This window comes from Clostridium sp. DSM 8431 (assembly GCF_900116755.1).
Taxonomy (GTDB): domain Bacteria; phylum Bacillota; class Clostridia; order Clostridiales; family Clostridiaceae; genus Clostridium.
In genome coordinates, this window is sequence record NZ_FPBY01000002.1 from 36,563 (window position 1) to 55,432 (window position 18,870).

At 29.5% G+C, this 18,870-nt stretch carries 7 protein-coding genes; 5 read left to right on the forward strand and 2 right to left on the reverse strand.

Annotation, left to right across the window (positions count from 1 at the left end; genetic code table 11):
• Positions 1-6 precede the first annotated feature (6 nt).
• The 3 genes from BM384_RS00325 (at position 7) to BM384_RS00335 (ending at position 15,119) form a co-directional block, all read left to right on the forward strand.
• The gene (locus BM384_RS00325; protein ID WP_090009386.1) at positions 7-10,662 is read left to right on the forward strand and encodes a non-ribosomal peptide synthetase; all 10,656 of its coding nucleotides are present in this window, start codon (positions 7-9) and stop codon (positions 10,660-10,662) included.
• Positions 10,663-10,761: 99 nt separating this feature from the next.
• Entirely contained in the window at positions 10,762-13,695 is a 2,934-nt protein-coding gene (gene uvrA / locus BM384_RS00330; RefSeq protein ID WP_139232016.1) for an excinuclease ABC subunit UvrA, read from the forward strand.
• A gap of 86 nt (positions 13,696-13,781) precedes the next feature.
• Positions 13,782-15,119, forward strand: a complete 1,338-nt coding sequence (locus BM384_RS00335) for a diaminobutyrate--2-oxoglutarate transaminase family protein (RefSeq protein WP_090009389.1) — start codon at positions 13,782-13,784, stop codon at positions 15,117-15,119.
• 279 nt (positions 15,120-15,398) lie between these two features.
• Here BM384_RS00335 and BM384_RS00340 read toward each other — a convergent pair whose 3' ends face one another.
• Entirely contained in the window at positions 15,399-15,923 is a 525-nt protein-coding gene (locus BM384_RS00340) for a linear amide C-N hydrolase (protein ID WP_090009392.1), read from the reverse strand.
• Positions 15,924-16,280: 357 nt separating this feature from the next.
• Between BM384_RS00340 and BM384_RS00345 the strand changes: the two genes are divergently transcribed.
• The gene (locus BM384_RS00345) at positions 16,281-17,735 is read left to right on the forward strand and encodes an NADP-dependent glyceraldehyde-3-phosphate dehydrogenase (protein ID WP_090009395.1); all 1,455 of its coding nucleotides are present in this window, start codon (positions 16,281-16,283) and stop codon (positions 17,733-17,735) included.
• 28 nt (positions 17,736-17,763) lie between these two features.
• Positions 17,764-18,519 carry an FAD-binding oxidoreductase gene (locus BM384_RS00350; RefSeq protein WP_242945918.1) on the forward strand — a complete coding sequence of 252 codons (756 nt, stop codon included), beginning with the start codon at positions 17,764-17,766 and terminating at the stop codon, positions 18,517-18,519.
• A 153-nt stretch (positions 18,520-18,672) separates the two neighbouring features.
• Here BM384_RS00350 and BM384_RS17870 read toward each other — a convergent pair.
• Positions 18,673-18,870 (reverse strand): IS3 family transposase (locus tag BM384_RS17870; RefSeq protein ID WP_207650680.1); only part of this gene is annotated, 198 nt, incomplete at its 5' end.

The following is an 18,870-nucleotide window of genomic DNA, read 5'->3' on the forward strand; positions in this document are numbered from 1 at the left end:
AATCTTATGGAGAAGGAGTTATTTTATAGCTTATCAAAAGAAGAAAAAATAAAAGTTATTGAAGATTTAAAGAAATTAGTGAGTTGTAAAACTTCAGACCAAAGAGAAAGTTCAGTATATGAAAAAGAATTAAAAGATAATTTTAAATTTAAGTTGTCAGATATCCAAGAATCATTTTTAGTTGGTAAGCGTTTTGGAAAGGATAAAGACAACGTAGGATGTCATATGTATTTTGAGTTTACAGAAAATAATCTTAATATTGATAGGCTTAATAATGCATGGAATATTTTAACTAAGTATCATAAAATGCTTAATGTTGTGGTATTGCCAGATAGAACTCAGCAAGTAAAGACAGAAATGTCAGACTATAAATTTAAAATATATGATGTAAGAGGAAAAAGACAAGAAGAAGTAAATGAGCATTTAGAAAAAGTAAGAGATGAAATGTCTCATAAACTATACAATGCTAATGATTGGCCATTATTTGAAATCAGCATTACAAAGATGGATAACAACAAAAGTATAATTCATTTTAGTATAGATGAATGGATTATAGATGGTTATAGTTTAAATCTTTTAATGAGTCAGTGGAAAAATTTATATGAGAATGAAGATTATAAACTTCCAGATTTAAAATTTACTTTTAAAGATTATTTAGACTATCTATCAAAAGTAGAAAATTCACCTAAATTTGAAATGGATTTAGAGTATTGGATGAATAAGTTTAAGAATAATCCAAGTGGTCCAATTCTTCCATTAAAGAAGAACTTAGGCTCTCCTATAAATAATAGATATTATAAGAGAAAAAGATATAAAGCTAAGATAGAAAAAGAAGATTGGAATAGTATTGATAAGAAAGCTAAAGAGCTAGGTGTATCAGAAACAGCAGTAGTACTTATGCTGTTTGGACAAGCATTAGGTAATTTTGATAGCAATGATAGATTTTCAATAATTACAACATATTTTAATAGACTTCCAATTAATGATGATATAGATAAAATAGTGGGACCATTTGTATCAACTAGTATTTTTGAAATAGATAATAGTAATGAAAATCAGGTAGAAGACAAAATATTAAAATATCAAGATCAACTTTGGAATGATTTAGATCATAGTAGTGTGAGTGGAATAAGAGCAATGAGAGAATTAAGAGTTAGAGAAAGAAAGGCTCCTAATTTATCAATACCAGTTGCCTTTACAAGTATGTTGAATAACGATAACAATGTATCAAAGGAAAGTTGGCTTGATAAAAGTATCTTTGCAATATCTCAAACACCACAGGTATGGCTTGATCACCAAGTATTTAGAGATAAGACAGGAGTCAATTTGACTTGGGATGTTGCTGAAGAGTGCTTTGAAGATAATTTTATTGAAGAGGCTTTTGCAAAGTATATTGAGATAATAAAAGATTTTATTAGAAATAAGGGAACATTAAGTAATAGAGTTTTAGAAAGAGAAAGTTCCTTAAATAATAAATCCTTTGCACTTTCAGATATGCAGCAGAGTTCTGTATTTGCAAAGATAAATACTAATAAATCAGGTAAGATATATCAAGAATTTAATGTTAGAGATATTGATGTTGAAAGATTAGAAGAGGCAGTTAATACAGTAATTAAAAATCAAAATATGCTAAAAACAGTTATCTATAAAAATGGAACTCAAAAAGTAATAGAAGAAGTACCTTATTATAGATTAAAAGTAGATTATGCTGCAGGAGACTTAGAGAATAGACGTACTAAACTTATAGATAAAGAGTTTGATTTTGGTGAATGGCCATTTTTCGATATATCAGTAAGTATGATGGATAATAATTGTGGAATAGTACATTTTGTAATGGCTTCAATGATTGCTGATGGAAAGAGCATGTGTATCTTATATAAAAAGATATTTGAACTTTATAATGAACCACAGTTAAGTTTAAAGAAGCTTGATTATAAGTATTGTGATTACATAAATTATCTAGAGACAAGTAATTCACAAAATAAAGCTATGGAAAGATATTGGAAAGACAAGTGCGAAAATTTGTCAGCAGGTCCAAGCCTTACTTCCAAAACAGGATATTCATATCATATACCAAAAAGAATTACGGGAAAAATAGGAAATTGGTATAAGTTTAAAAATAAGATTAGAGCAGTAAGTTTAGATAGTATTCTTCTAACAGCATATATGGAAACATTAGAAAAATGGAGCAGTAATAAGAAGTTCTCAGTAGTATATGTTAACTGGGACAGAGAAAATATAAACCAAGATATAGATAATGTAATAGGAGAATTCACAAGAATAGGATTAGTTCAAAATGATTCTTTAAGTAATAATCTTGTAGATAAGATAAGACATAATCAAAATGTTATAGATGATGATTTTGTAAATGGCAGAGTTTCAGTTATGAAATATTTAAGAAAGAAGCTTATGAAGCCAGGTTTCTCTTTACCAGTTGTATATACTAATTTCATTAAAGATATAAATCTTTCAAGGAATATTGAGTTAGGAGAAGGATTAACTATAACTCCTAATGTTGATTTAGATTGTATGAGTAGTGAAAATGGAGACGAGCTTATCATAAATTGGGATTATAACTTAGGTGTATTTGAAAAAAATACTGTAGAAAATATGTTTAATGATTATATGAACTTAGTAAATAGAATTATGAGTAATCTAGATAACCTAGATAGTCTTGATATAGATGATATAAGTGAAGTTAAAGCTTCTTATGATAATAAAATAGATTTCAGCAACTTCAAATGTATTCATAAAGTATTTGAAGAGAAGGCAGAAATGTTTGCAGATAATATAGCTGTTACTATAGATAATAAATCAGTAACTTATAGAGAATTAAATAGGAGAGCTAATAAATTTGCTAACTATTTAAGAAAGGATGGTGCTAAAGAAGAGGTACTAGTTGGTATATGTTTAGATCGTTCTATTGAAATGATTGTTTCAATATTAGCAGTACTAAAAAGTGGTGCGGCTTATGTACCTATAGATCCATATTACCCAGATGAAAGAATAAATATAATAATAGAAGACTCTAAGGCACCAATTGTAATTACAGAAGATAAATATTTAAATAGATTAAATTCTGACAATAACACAAGAATAATTTGTGTGGATAGAGAAAAGTATAATATACAATTTGAGGATGATAGAAATTTAATAACTAATACTAAGTCTAATAATGCAGCTTATGTAATATATACTTCAGGTTCTACAGGAAAGCCAAAGGGAGTAGTAGTTTGTCATTATAATGTATATCGTTTATTTAAGAGTACTGATAATTGGTATAACTTTAATGAAAATGATGTATGGACTATGTTCCATTCCTATGCCTTTGATTTTTCAGTATGGGAAATATGGGGAGCCCTATTATATGGAGGTAAGTTAGTTGTTGTTCCATATTCTCTAAGCAGAACTCCAGATAAATTTTATAAGCTAGTAATAGATGAAAAAGTAACAGTGCTTAATCAAACTCCTACTGCCTTCAAACAATTTATTATGGCTGAAGAAAAATATACTGAAGGAAAAAATCTTTCATTAAGATATGTAATCTTTGGTGGAGAAGCATTAAATCCAACAAGTCTAAAGAATTGGTTTGAAAGACATGGAGATAAGATGCCTCAATTAGTTAATATGTATGGAATTACAGAAACAACAGTACATGTTACTTATAGACCTTTAACTATAAATGATATGTATAGCAATGTGAGTGTTATAGGTACTCCTATTAAAGATTTAAATTTATATATATTAGATGAAAATATGAATCAGGTTCCAGTTAATACAGAAGGAGAGTTATATGTAAGCGGACTTGGTGTGGCAAGAGGATATTTAAACCGTCCACAGCTTACTTGTGAAAAGTTCCTTGAAAATAAGTTCTCAGATGAGTATGATGGCAGATTATATAGAACTGGAGACGTAGGAAGATATTTACCTAATGGAGATATAGAGTATTTAGGAAGATGTGATTCACAAGTTAAAATACGTGGATTTAGAATGGAATTAGGTGATATAGAAAGCTGTATGATGCAGTTAGATGAAATAGTTCAATGCGTTGTTACAGTTCAGGATAAAGAAACTGGAGATCCTAAGATAGTTGCATACATTATTCCTAAGGAAAATACAGAAATAAAATTAAAAGAAATAAGAAGGTTCTTAAGAACAAAACTTCCAGACTATATGGTACCAAATTATATAGTGAAAATAGACAAGTTGCCTTTAACTCAAAATGGAAAACTTGATAAGAGTAAGCTACCATGGCCAGCAATTGAAGCGCCAAAGGTAGAAGAAAGAAAGACTCATAAGGAAAGATTTGATATAACAAAAGAGTTAATTCAACTTTTCAAAGATAATTTAATGAGTGATGAGGAAATAAATAAAGAGGATGATATTTTTGATTTAGGAAGTACATCCATAACAATAATGACAATAATTCAGGTTTTGGAAGAAAAATACAATATAAGCGTTCCAATAGAAGTATTTTTAGACTCAGAAAATATAGGAAATATTGCTGAATATATAAATAAAGAGTTAGATGTAGAAGTTCCAGAAGAAGAGAATGAAGTTCTTTATGAAGATGAAGACGTAACAGCATTAGATAATACAGAAATAAGCAAAGAAATAATACAAATTTTTAAGGATGAGTTAGAAACGAGTGAAGAGATTTCAATTGCTGATGATATTTTTGATTTAGGAAGTACATCTATAACATTAATGAATATTACACAGATTTTAGAAGAAAAATATAATCTAACTGTCCCAATAGAAGTATTCTTAGATAGCTCAAATATTGAAGAAATAGTTAATTATATTTGTAAGAATTTAAGTGGGAAAAATAGCAGTAAGTTAGAGTATAAAAAAGAAGTAGTGCTTGAAGAGAAAAACTATAAAGAAGACAACTGTGTAGTTTTAGAAGCACCTAAGTTTAAAGGAAAAGCTTATTTAAGATATGCTATTAAGAGCGATTTTAGTGAGAAAGTAGTTTCTTTTGAAAGTTTATCAGGATTATTATCTATGCTTAGAATGAAGAAGATAAAAGGAGAAAGAAAGTATTTATATCCATCATCAGGAGGACGTAATGCTGTTCAAACTTATGTATATGTAAAAAAGGATAGGGTTGAAAATTTAAAAGAAGGAATCTACTATTATCATCCTATTGAACATAAGTTATATTTAGTTAATTCAGGTGCTGTTATAGATGGAAAAGCTCATCATGAATTTAATAGAAAGTGTTATGAAAAATCAGCATTTACTATATTCTTTATAGCGCAATTAAAAGCATTAAAGCCTATTTATATAAATTTAAGTAATACATTGTCTATGGTTGATACAGGTTATATGACAGAACTTTTATTAAGCAGACAGTCAGATTATAAAATTGGATTATGTCCAGCAGATGGCTTCGATTTTGAAAGAGTAAAAGATTTATTTAAATTATATGAAGATAATAGATATGTATATTCATTGATGGGTGGATATTATGATGATAATGAATTACCTGTAGATAGCAGATTATCAGATATAAGAAAAGAAATTTTAGGGGGCAGTCCTTTAGAAAATCATTTCTTAGATAAGATGAATTATGAAACAGTTGAAGATTTATCAAGAATCCAAAATGAAAGAAAGTTTAATATTCTTTCAAAAAGAGAATTAGTTCAAATAACTAAGCAGCAGCTTAATATTAGAAAATTCACAAAGGATGCAGTTAGCATTGATTTAGTAGATATTGAAGTTGCTGATAAGGATTATATATTAAGATATTCTCAAAGAGAGTATAGTGATGAAGCAGTATCATATAAACAATTTAATAATTTCATATCCCTTTTAGAAAGTGGAAAAACTCAAAATGGGAATAAAGAATTCTTAACACCACCTCTTGGAGTGGATTCAGTAGATATATATATTTATGTTAAGGAAAAGGGAGTAGAGTCACTAGGAGAAGGAACTTATAAGTATGATAGAGCTCAAAATTCGCTTATAAAATTAAATGATAAATTAAGCATACCAATAAGAAAGTGTCATACACCATTTAATATTGCTATTGCTAAAGAAGCAAAATTCTTTATATTTATAGTAAGTAGATTAGAAGAAAGCAGACCTATATTTAAGGATGCAGTCATTAAGTATTCAGCAATAGAAGCAGGAATGATTGGACAGCTTTTACAAGAAAGACAATCTGAATTTGATATGGGAATAGTACCTATAGGAGGAATGGATTTTGACAAATTAAAAGATGACTTTGGTATTAAAGATAATGTTTATATTCATAGTTTTATGTGTGGAAAAGTTAAGCATGTAGAGAGAAGGGATTTTGATTTTGAAATAAAAGAAAAAGAAGAAACATTATATCCTTTATCATCTGGACAAAAATCATTATTCTTTGTACAACAATCAGATATGACTAATACTTCATATGACACAATTTACAATGTGAGAATTAGAAAAAAATTAGATGAGGATTTATTTAAGAAAGCGTTATATTATACAGTAAAAAAACAACCATTATTACGTACGTATTTCAAAATTGAAAATGGAATTCCAAATCAAGCTGTATTAAAAGATTTTGTTCCTAAAATAGAAGTTATAGATGCCTCTTCTTGGAGTGAAGAAAAGATAATTAAAGAAAATAAAAATAGATATGATATACAGTTTAATTTATGTGAAGAAACTCCATATAGAATATTCTTATTTAAGAAGACAGAAAATGATTATATTTTACTAATGAATATACATCACATAATAACTGACTTTACTTCTACAGGTATGATGGTAGAAGACTTATGGAACTTCTATGACAAGATAATAAGTGATCCTTACTATGAACCTGTTATAGAAGAAGATACAAGATATTTTGAATATATAGAGTGGCAGAAAGATTTATTAAATAGTGAGCGTGGAGAGAAAAAATTAAATTACTGGATTGAAAAACTAGGGGGAGAATTACAAGAATTAAATTTACCTTTAGATAAGTCAAGACCAGCAGTTCAAACATTTAAAGGTGATACAGTTAAATTTAATATATGTAAGAAAATAACAGAAGCTTTAAGAGATTTCTCAAAACAAGAAAAGAAGACTTTATATACTGTAATGTTAACTGCTTTCAATATAATTTTATCTAAGTATTCAAGACAAGATGATATTTTAGTTGGAACAACTGCTAATGCAAGAGGTAAAAAGAACTTTAGAGATGTATTTGGATATTTCATTAACCCTATAGTAATTAGAAGTGATTTATCTAAAAACAATACATTTAGAGAATTAGTAGGGGAAATAAGTAAGACAGTATACTCAGCTTTAAATAATCAAGATTACCCATTTTATGATTTAGTAAAGATATTACAGCCAGTTAGAGATATGAGTAGAAGTCCAATATTCCAAGTAACGTTCCAATTGTTAACTAAAGACATAACATGTAAGCAGGTTAATGATAGAAATGATATAGAATTTATGGATATACCTCAGCAGGAAGGACAATTTGATTTAGAAATTGAAATGCTGGAATATGAAGACTTTATTGAAACAAATCTAATTTATAATAGTGATTTATTTAATAGAGATACAATAGAAAAATTCAGAGATCATTTTGTAAACTTATTAGAAAGTATAATTAAAAATTATGATAGACCAATTAATGATTATGAACTTATAGATGAAAATGAAAGATATCTATTAATAGAAAAATACAATGAGAGAAAAGATGAGTATGTTATAGATAAGTGTATTCATGAAGTATTTGAAAATCAGGTAGAAAAACATAAAGATGAAATAGCACTTGTCTTTACAAATGAAGAGGGAGTAAGAAAAACTTTAACTTTTGATGAGTTAAATAAGAGAGCAAATAAATTAGCTCATTATTTAAATGAAAATAAGACAGATGATGATAAAATGGTTGGAATCTGTATGCATAAGGGATTAGAGCTGGTAGTAAGTGTGGTTGCAGTATTAAAAGCTGGACTTGCTTATATTCCTATAGATCCATCATATCCTGAAGAACGTAGAAGTTATATTATTTCAGATTCTAAGACAGGTATCATTATAGCAGAGGAAGAAGAAGTAAATAATTTTGATAGTAATAAGCTTTTAGTAATTGACAGTAATAATATTTGGGAAGAGATTCAAGACTATAATGAAGAAAATCTTAATTTAAAAATAAATAATAAGAATTTAGCTTATATTTTATATACTTCAGGTTCAACAGGTAAGCCTAAAGGTGTAAAAGTACAGCATGAAGGACCAGTTAATACAATGGTTGGTTATAAAAATGCTTACTTTACAAAACAAGAATGTAAGGTTCACTTACAAATGGCAAACTACACCTTTGATGTATTTGTTGGAGACTTTATGAGATCTTTATGTTTAGGTCAAAGATTAGTAATATGTCCTTATGCGTATTTATCAGATTCTAAAAATTTGTATAACTTAATTGTTAGCGAAAAAGTAGAGTTCGCAGAATTTGTACCAGCAGTTATGAGATATTTAGTAGATTACATGAAGCAGAATAATAAGAAAATTGATTGCTTCAAGGCTTTAACAATAAGTTCTGACAGCTGGAACATGAAAGAATGTAGGGAATTTGAAAAGTACTTTAATGAAAATACTGTATTTATTAATGCTTATGGAGTAACTGAAGCATCAATAGATACTACTTATATTGAATGTGATGAAATAGATGAAAATTATAATGGCTGTGTTCCTATTGGAAGACCATTTGTAAATTCAGAAACTTATGTATTAGATAAATATAAAAATCTAGTACCACAAGGAGTTCCTGGAGAGCTTTGCATAGGAGGAAGAGGAGTAACTTTAGGATACCTTAATAGAGATGATCTTACAGCAGAAAAGTTTATACCAAATAAGTTCACTAATAAAGGATATATATATAGAACTGGAGATTTAGTTCGCTATAATTCTAAAGGAATAATAGAATTCTTAGGACGTATTGATAATCAAATTAAGATACGTGGATTAAGAGTAGAGCTAGGTGAAATAGAAAATAAATTAATACAATGTGAATATATAAAAGAAGCTGTTGTAATCATAAAGAAGGATAAGTCAGATGAAAATATATTAGTAGGTTTCTATATTAAAAAAGAAGGCTACAGCGTATCAGTAGCTGAAGTTAAGAACTATTTGAAGAAATTCTTACCAGAATATATGGTGCCAAGTATATTAATAGAATTAGATAAGTTCCCAACTAATGCTAATGATAAAGTAGATAGAAAAGCACTAAAAGCAATGGATATATCTTTAGAAACTAAAGTTAGTAATTATGTAGCTCCATCAACAGATGTAGAGAAGAAACTTGCTACTATATGGGAAAATATTTTAAATATTGAAAATATAGGAGTAGAGAATAATTTCTTTGATATTGGAGGACATTCTTTCTTAGCCATTAAGTTAATAAATGAAATTGAAAAAGAAATGAAGTTTAAAGTTAAACTGGCAGACTTTTTAAAGAATCCTACAATAAAAAATGTTGCAGGTATTATAGATAAAACTGATGATGCAAAGGAAGATAAGAAAAATAGCTTCTTAGATGATGCTACATTACCTTTAGATATACAAAGTCCTTGGTATAATCCTAAAAAAATATTATTAACAGGGGCAACAGGTCACCTTGGTGTTAATATGCTGGCTGATTTATTAAATAAGCACAAAGATGCATATGTTTATTGCCTTGTAAGAGCTGCTAGTATTCAAGCTGGAAAAGAAAAGATTGAAAAGAAGCTTATACAAAGTGATTTATGGAATGAAGAAATTATGAATAGAGTAGTTCCAGTTATAGGGGACTTAGAAAAAGTAAACTTAGGTATGACAAAGGATATATTTGAAGAATTATCTGAAGAAATAGATGTAATTTATCATAATGGTGCTTATGTGAATTTTGCTTATCCTTATGAAATATTAAAGGCTGCTAATGTAGAAGGTACAAAAGAAGTCTTAAGATTAGCAGTAAATAAGAAAATGAAATTAATTAATTATATATCAACTACTTCAGTGTATGAAAATTTAACAGGTATGAAAAATATCGATGATGATGCACCTTTAGTAGTTAATGATAAATTAGATAATTTAACTGGATACACTAAATCAAAATGGGTATCTGAAAAAATTATCAGACAAGCTATGGAAAAAGGAGTGCCAGTTTCAATATATAGACCAGATGTAGTTACAGGAAGCAGTAAAAATGGATTATGGAATACAAGTGATTATGCAAGTAAGATACTACTAAACATAATTAAGCTTGGTTATATTCCAAAAGGAGATCTAAAATTCACTTGGATTCCAGTGGACTATGTAAGCAAGATGATAATTTATATTTCATCTAATCCTAATAGCTTAAATAAAATGTTTAATTTAGTGGCAGATAGCTCATTTGCAATTTCTAAATTAGGTCAGTGGCTTAATGAAATTGGATACTCTATAAAAGAATTATCTTTAGATAAATGGTGTGAAGAAGCTGATAGATATGCAAAGGAAAATGAAGAAGAGATACCAAGCGATATTTTAGATGCTGCAAGAGAATATGATGATAGCAAGGTAGTGACATGTATTTCAAGCAATTGTAAAGAGTTCTTAAAAGAAGACTTTATAAAAGATACCACAATGAACAAGAAAACAATCGAAAGATATACTAAATATTACAAATTAATCAATTTGTTGGTATAATGTATGTTATACAACCTCTCTGTGTTGATAAAATGAATATTTTTGTTTCAAATAGGAAAGTAATTTAGAAACAGAGTGGAAATAAAAGAGGTGGATTGAATGAATATTTTAAAAGAAATTAGTATGAATAATAATTGTAAAAATGCTTATGACCCTAAGGATAACAATATTATTATCCAAGGGGCAAGGCAACATAATCTTAAAAATGTAAATATAACACTCCCTAAAAATAAACTTATTGTATTTACAGGGGTAAGTGGTAGCGGAAAGTCAACTTTAGTATTTGATAGTATTTATGCTGAGGCTCAAAGAAGGTTTATGGCTGGTGTTTCAGCCTTTGCAAGAAGAAATCTTCAAAAATTAGAGAAACCTAAGTTTGATTTTATGTATGGATTAACTCCAGCTATTGCTATAGAACAAAAAGGAGTAGGTAATAATCCAAGATCTACAGTTGGAACTATAACAGAAATATCAGATTATTTAAGATTATTGTATTCAAGAATAGGAATAAGACACTGCACAGACTGTGGTACAGAGATTATACCTAGAACACCTAAACAAATATGCAAAAGTATATTTGAAAAAGTAAGAGAAGGGGAAAAACTTAAGTTAATTACAGCTGTAAGTTTAGATCCTAGAATTAATTTTAAGCGTGATTTAGAAAAGCTAACTGCAGCTGGTATTCATAAGCTTAGAATTAATGGCAATGTATATGATATTAGCGATATATTAAAAAATAAAATAGATTCTAAAGTATATGCTGAAGTGATAGGGGTATTAACTATACCTCAAGAATTGAAGAAACATTATGATGAGTATTTAAATAAATATTCATCGATTATTAATAAATTTGTTAAGTTAGGAAATGGAACATTAAAAGTAGAGAATGAAGGAGAAACATTGTATTTTACAACTAATTCAACTTGTCCAAAATGCTATTATAATTTTCCTGATTTAAGTTCTCAGCACTTTAGTTTTAATACTCCAGTAGGTATGTGCCCAGAATGTGGAGGCTTAGGAGTTAAACAGGCTATGCTGCCTGAAAGTTTAATTGGTGACACTAAGCTTAGCATATTAGATGGAGCTATAAAGTGGTATGGAGTAATAAGAGATAGTGATAAGACAACATGGCCAACAGGACCTTTAGATGTAGTTTTCAATCATTATGGTGCAGATATAGAAACTCCATGGGAAGAACTTCCTGAAAGGCTAAGAGAAGTATTATTATATGGCTCGGGAGATGAAAAACTTAAATATAGATCTACTTTAGGAAATAAGGATACTTTTAAGTCAGTACCTGGACTTATTCCAGAATTAACAAGGCTTTATTACAAGAGTGATTCAGAATTTACAAGAAAGAAATATGGAGCATATATGACATCTGAGCCATGTAGTGAATGTAATGGAACTAGGTTATGTAAAGAAGCTAGAAGTGTAACTATTAATGGCAAAACTATTTCTGAAGTAAGTAAAATGTCGGTTGAAGATGCAATTACATGGATACAAGAAGCCTGTAAAGAATTTGATGATGACATATTTAAAATAAGTAGTGAAATACTTGAAGAAGTTACAAATAGATTATTATTTTTGAAAAAGGTAGGATTAAAATACCTATCATTAGATAGAGCAGCACCAACACTATCAGGTGGTGAAGGACAACGTGTAAGGCTTGCAGGACAATTAAGCAGTGGAATAATGGGAATAATGTATATCTTAGATGAACCATCAGTAGGACTTCATCCAAGAGATTTAAAGAGTCTTGTTGATACATTGTTAACTCTTAGGGATCAGGGTAATACTGTTTTAGTAGTAGAACATGATGAGTTTATTATGCAGTATGCAGATATGATTGTTGATGTAGGTCCAAGGGCGGGAGAACTTGGTGGAGAAATAATGTCCCACGGAACTATTGATGAAATAATGAATGATGAAAACTCACTTACTGGAAAGTACTTAAGTGGGAAATTAATAGTTGGTAGTGATGAATGGTCTAAAAATTCAGTTGATAATTGTAAATGGTTAAGCCTTAAAGGGGTAAGCCATAACAATTTAAGAAATATAGATGTAAAATTTCCATTAGGAAGATTTACTTGTGTAACAGGTGTTAGTGGAAGTGGTAAAAGTAGTTTGATTCAAGGGGTGTTAAGACCTTTATTAGAAAAATTACTTAATGATGAAGATACTAAACCTGGAAAGTATAAAGAAATTAAAGGTTATGAATATCTAGATAAAATAATAGATGTTTCTCAAGCACCTATTGGACGTACACCAAGATCAAACCCAGCAACATATACAGGTGTGTTTGATAAGATAAGAAAAGTTTTTGCTTCTACAGAATATGCAAAAGACAATGGTTTAAAAGCAGATTATTTTAGTTTTAATTCTAAAAAAGGATGCTGTGAAGTATGTTCAGGAGAAGGCCAGATAAAAATAGAAATGCACTTTTTAGCTGATATTTGGGTTACATGTAATGAATGTAATGGACAGAGATTTAAACCTGAGATATTAGCATGTAAGTATAAAGGAAAAAATATAGCTGATGTTTTAGATTTAACTGTAAAAGAAGCTCTTGATTTCTTTGAAGGGAATAGAGAGATTTGCAGAATACTTCAGACACTATGCGATGTAGGATTAGAGTATATAAAATTAGGTCAAAGTTCGGTCACATTAAGTGGAGGAGAGGCACAGCGTATAAAATTAGCTAAGGAAATAAGTAAGAAGACTAAGGAAAAAATGATATATATCCTTGATGAACCTACAACAGGATTACATTTTAGTGATATTCAACATTTACTTGATATATTTAAGAGATTAGTTAAAGATGGTCATACGCTTATAGTTATAGAACATAATATTGATGTTATAAAGTCAGCAGACTGGATAGTTGATATAGGGCCAGATGGAGGAGTTCATGGCGGAGAAGTAGTAGCTGAAGCTTATCCAAAGGATTTAATTAATGTAAAAGAAAGTTACACAGGAAAAGCATTAAAAAAAAGTTTAAATTGGAATAGTAGAAAAAATTTCAACAGCTGATATTAAGGAACTATGAATAAAAGATAAAAGTGATATGAAGAATGGTAAGGTTTAATTAATAGAAGTAAAATGGGGGAGGATTTTTTATGAAAAGCTCAGAAGAAATGTATAATTATTTAAAAGAAAAGGAGTCAAGTGCAAGATCCTATGCTAATGCTTTCGATTTTGTAATAAAGTCTGGAGCAAATGCAAAAGTTACAGATGTAGATGGTAAAACTTATATTGATTGTTTAAGTGGAGCGGGAACGTTAGCACTTGGACATAATAATCCTAAAATAATAAAAGTAATGGAAGATTTTTTGGAAAGTGGACAAATACTTCATGGGTTAGATTTTTCAACACCAATAAAAGCAGATTTTGTTGAGACTTTATTTAGTGTATTACCAAGTAAATTTGCAGAAAATGCAAAGATACAATTTTGTGGACCTACTGGATCAGATGCAGTAGAAGCAGCTATTAAGTTATTTAAAACTTATAATGGAAGATCATCAGTTATAGCCTTTCAAGGTGCTTATCATGGTATGGCACATGGAAGCCTTGCATTAACTGGTGAACTTAAGGCAAAAAACAAGCTTACAGCTTTAATGCCAGAAGTTCATTTTATGCCATATCCATATATGTATAGATCGCCATTTAACTTATCAGGTAATGATGACTGCAAGCTAATCTTAAATTACATAAGTAATGTGTTAAATGACACAAATAGTGGAATAACAAAGCCAGCATCAGTAATAATAGAAGCTATACAAGGTGAAGGTGGATGTATTCCAGCACCAGATGAATTTTTAGTTGGTTTAAGAAAGATAACAGAAGAATTAGATATACCATTGATAATTGATGAAGTTCAAACTGGGTTTGGAAGAACAGGTGATATGTTTGCTTTTGAACATTCAGGAATAATACCAGATGCTATTGTAGTATCTAAAGCTATAGGGGGAGGATTACCACTGTCTGCAGTTATTTATAATTCAAAGTATGATAAATGGGAATCAGGAGCTCATGCAGGAACTTTTAGAGGTAATCAGTTAGCTATGGCAGCTGGAAAGGCAACTTTAGAATATATAAAGTCAGAAAATATTATTATGCAAGTAAGAGAAAAAGGTCAAATGTTGCTTGAAAGTTTAAATGAGATGAAAGAAAAATATAAAATTATTGGAGATGTAAGAGGAAGAGGACTTATGTTAGGAATAGAAATTGTTGATCCTAAAAAAACAGTTGATCAATATGGAAAGTATCCTAATTCAAAAGAGTTAACATCAAAGATTAAAAAAATATGTTTTGAAAATGGAGTAATATTAGAGAGTGGTGGAAGACATGGATCTGTATTAAGGCTGTTACCACCTTTAACAATTGAATTATCAGATATGAAAAAGGTTATTGAAGTAATAGATAGTGTTATCGAAAAAGTAGACAGAAATTATTAAGTAGTGCAAATATTTTAATATGAAAAGTAACATATGTAAAGATATAAAAAATAATAGAATTATTGCGAAACATTTCAACTCATAATATATAAATTATATTTTATTAAGGCTAAATTTTAGTCTGATCTATTAAACGTAATTAAATCAAGGAAGGGGCTGTCACATTAGCAATGATAAGATACTTACAAAGTATATTTTGGTAATTACCATATCTGCTTTAGAGGTATCATATCATTTTTTAATGTGACAGCCCCATAAATGTCTTTTTCTATATAATAACTAATTCCTTATATGGAAGGCTTGGGTTTCTGATAAATCATATTCTACTGGATTTTTACCATTAAAATTTTCATGGAATAAATTAAATTTATCTATTTGATTATTTCCATAAGTCATAACATAATAGTTCCCTGAGTTAGCACACATAGCAGTTCTATATAAGGTATAACAATTTGGAAAATAAGGAGCTTCATGATATAAAAGAACTTCATCTTTTGATGAAATATTTTCTAAAACTTTAAAGGTATCGCGTATACCTTCTGATTCATTAGAGGCTTTTGTTATACTCTTACTTAAAAGAGCTGCCCTTAAAAAACGACAAGAAGATGAAAAATTTCCAGGTAATTCACTATTTTCAAATATTTCTGGATTATAAGGCATATAATCATATAAATTATGTATCTGTTCACAGTATATAGGATCATTTGCTAAGGTGCCTATAGAATCGCTATATACTTGAAGTCCTAATTTAGTCTGTTCAATAACAATAGATTTTCCAGATTTATCATTAAGAATCCAATGCAAATAGACATTTTTTCAGAATTTAAAATATTAAGAGATGAAAGATTGGATAGTCTGGAGTGTTAGATGGTTTTGTTAATAAACCCATTAAGGTAAATTTAGAATGAAAGGATTCAGAAGAAGGATTAGATATCCAGTTAAAGTTTCTTGGAACAAAAATAATTTTAGTAAAATATCTTGCGAAATTTTTATTATAAGAAAGTTCGGACTGGAATAAAAAAAGAATTTTAACAATAAATAAGAGGGTTATAAGCCTGTCTTATTTTTTACTATAAAATTTGATTTGAATCACATAATTTATAAGAATAATTTAATACAATTAAAGCATAGATAGGGCATAACTAAAGAGGAGTTGAGTTTATGGTAAGTAAGATAAGAAATGAAAAAAAAGAATTTAAGAGACTGTTAAATGGTCAGTGGGTAACTGGTAATCATTATATAGACATAAAGTCACCTTTAACTGGAGAGTTGTTAGGAAAAGTTCCAGCTATGAGCCAGGCAGAAGTAGATGAAGCAATAGAAGGAAGCAGAAAAGCTCAAAAGGATTGGAAGAACACTACATTAAATGAAAGATGTGCAATACTTTATAAAGCAGCTGATATTTTAGATGAAGAAGCTGAAGTTTTAGGTAATCTTATAATGCTGGAAGTTGGTAAAGATAGAAAAAGCTCGGTTTCAGAAGTAAAAAGAACAGCAGACTTTGTAAGATTCACAGCAGATACAGCTAAAGGAATTCATGGGGAAAGTATTGGTGGTGATAATTTCCAAGGATTTAATAAGAATAAAATAGCAATGGTTTCTAGAGAACCTTTAGGAGTTATCTTAGCAATATCACCATTTAATTATCCAGTAAACTTAGCGGCCTCAAAAATAGCGCCAGCAATAGTGAGTGGAAATGCCGTAGTATTTAAACCAGCAACACAAGGAAGCTTAAGCGGATTATTTTTAGCGGAAGTATTTAATAAAGCAGGGGTTCCAGCTGGAGTGCTTAATACTGTAACAGGAAGAGGAAGCGAAATAGGAGATTATGTAGTTACTCATAAGAATATAAACTTCGTAAACTTTACAGGAAGTTCTGAGGTAGGAGAAAGAATTTCACATGAACTTAAGATGGTTCCATATCTTATGGAATTAGGTGGGAAGGATGCAGCTATAGTATTAAAGGATGCAGATTTAGATTTAGCAGCTAAGAATATAGTAGCAGGAGCTTATTCTTATTCAGGACAAAGATGTACAGCAATTAAGAGAGTATTAGTAGTTGAAGAAGTAGCAGACAAGCTTGTTGAAAAGATTGCTAAGCTTGTTAGCGGTTTAAGAGTAGGAAATCCATTAGAAAAGGATGTGGACATAGTTCCATTAATAGATACTAAGAGTGCAGATTTTGTGGAAACTCTTATAAAAGAAACATTAGAAAAAGGCGGTAAGTTAGTTTGTGGAGGAGAAAGAAAGGGTAATTTAATTGCGCCAACACTTATTGATGATGTAACAGAAGATATGCGCCTTGCTTGGGTAGAACCATTTGGACCAGTATTACCAATTATTAGAGTTAAAAATGTAGAAGAAGCTATAAGAATAGCTAATGCATCTGAGTATGGACTTCAATCATCAATATTTACTGAAAATATTAATGATGCATTTGATATAGCAGCTAAATTAGAAGTTGGTACTGTACAAGTAAATAATAAAACTGAAAGAGGACCAGACCACTTCCCATTCTTAGGGGTTAAGAAGTCAGGTGTAGGTGTACAAGGTATAAAATATTCTATTGAAACTATGACAAGACTTAAGGGAACTGTTATTAATTTAAACAGATAGTTACAAAAGAAGAGAAATGGGTGATTTTATGAGAGAAAATGCATGGAAGGGTTTTAAGAATTTTATAGTATATGACAAGGTTCAAGAGGATGAAAATGTAACCTCATTTTACTTAAAGTTAGAGGATAATGAGCCTTTACCTAAGGCTATACCAGGTCAATTTATAGCCGTGAAAATTCCTAAGAAAGATAATAAATTTAGTAAGGTAAGACAATATACCTTATCTATGGATCCAGAAGAAGATTTTTATAGAATTAGTGTAAAAATCGAAGAAGAGGGTGAAGTAAGCATAGACTTATGTAGAAATGTACAGGTTGGAGATGTACTTTTAGCTACAGCACCAATGGGGAAATTTGTTTTGAAAGATAATAATAATACAAAGGTATTAATTGGAGGCGGAATTGGAATAACTCCAATGCTTTCTATGGCTTATGCTACAAAGGGAACAGATACAAAAGTTAAGCTTATTTACAGTACACAGAATTCTAGATATCATAGCTTTAAAGAAGAAATTGAAAAGCTAAGAGATGAAAGCCCTAATATAGATTTTACTTTGGTTTATACTAGACCAACTGAAGAAGATAAGGCTAAAGGTGACTTTGACATTGAGGGAAGAATCGATAAGGAATGGATGGAAAAGAATTTAACAAGAGATGGAGAGTTCTATTTCTGTGGACCAGTTCCCTTTATGAGAGCTATGTATAAGGGATTAGAATCAATAGGAATTGATAAAGAAAAAATTAATTATGAGTTGTTCGTATCTGGGGAAGATATTACTAAGTAATATTTAAGGATACTTTATATAATGACTGTCTTGCTGATTTTTCAGCAGGGCAGTTTTTTAAATGCAAATACCAGTTATACAAAAAATAATTTTTGAACAGACCCCTGTCAAGTAGACAGGCAAAATAAATAAAATTTTTGAGAAAATGCGATCTTAATTAGGGTCGCATTTTCTATTCGATTTTTCTCTTTTTTCTAATAGCATAGCCTTGTATGCTAAAATACGTTTATTTTCAGGTATAGGATATTGCGCAGGGGGTATTGAAACCATTGCAGCCTGTCTCACTTCAGTAGGAGTAAGATTATTGAAGCGTTCTTGATACCTGCTGTTATTGTAGAAAAATATGTAATC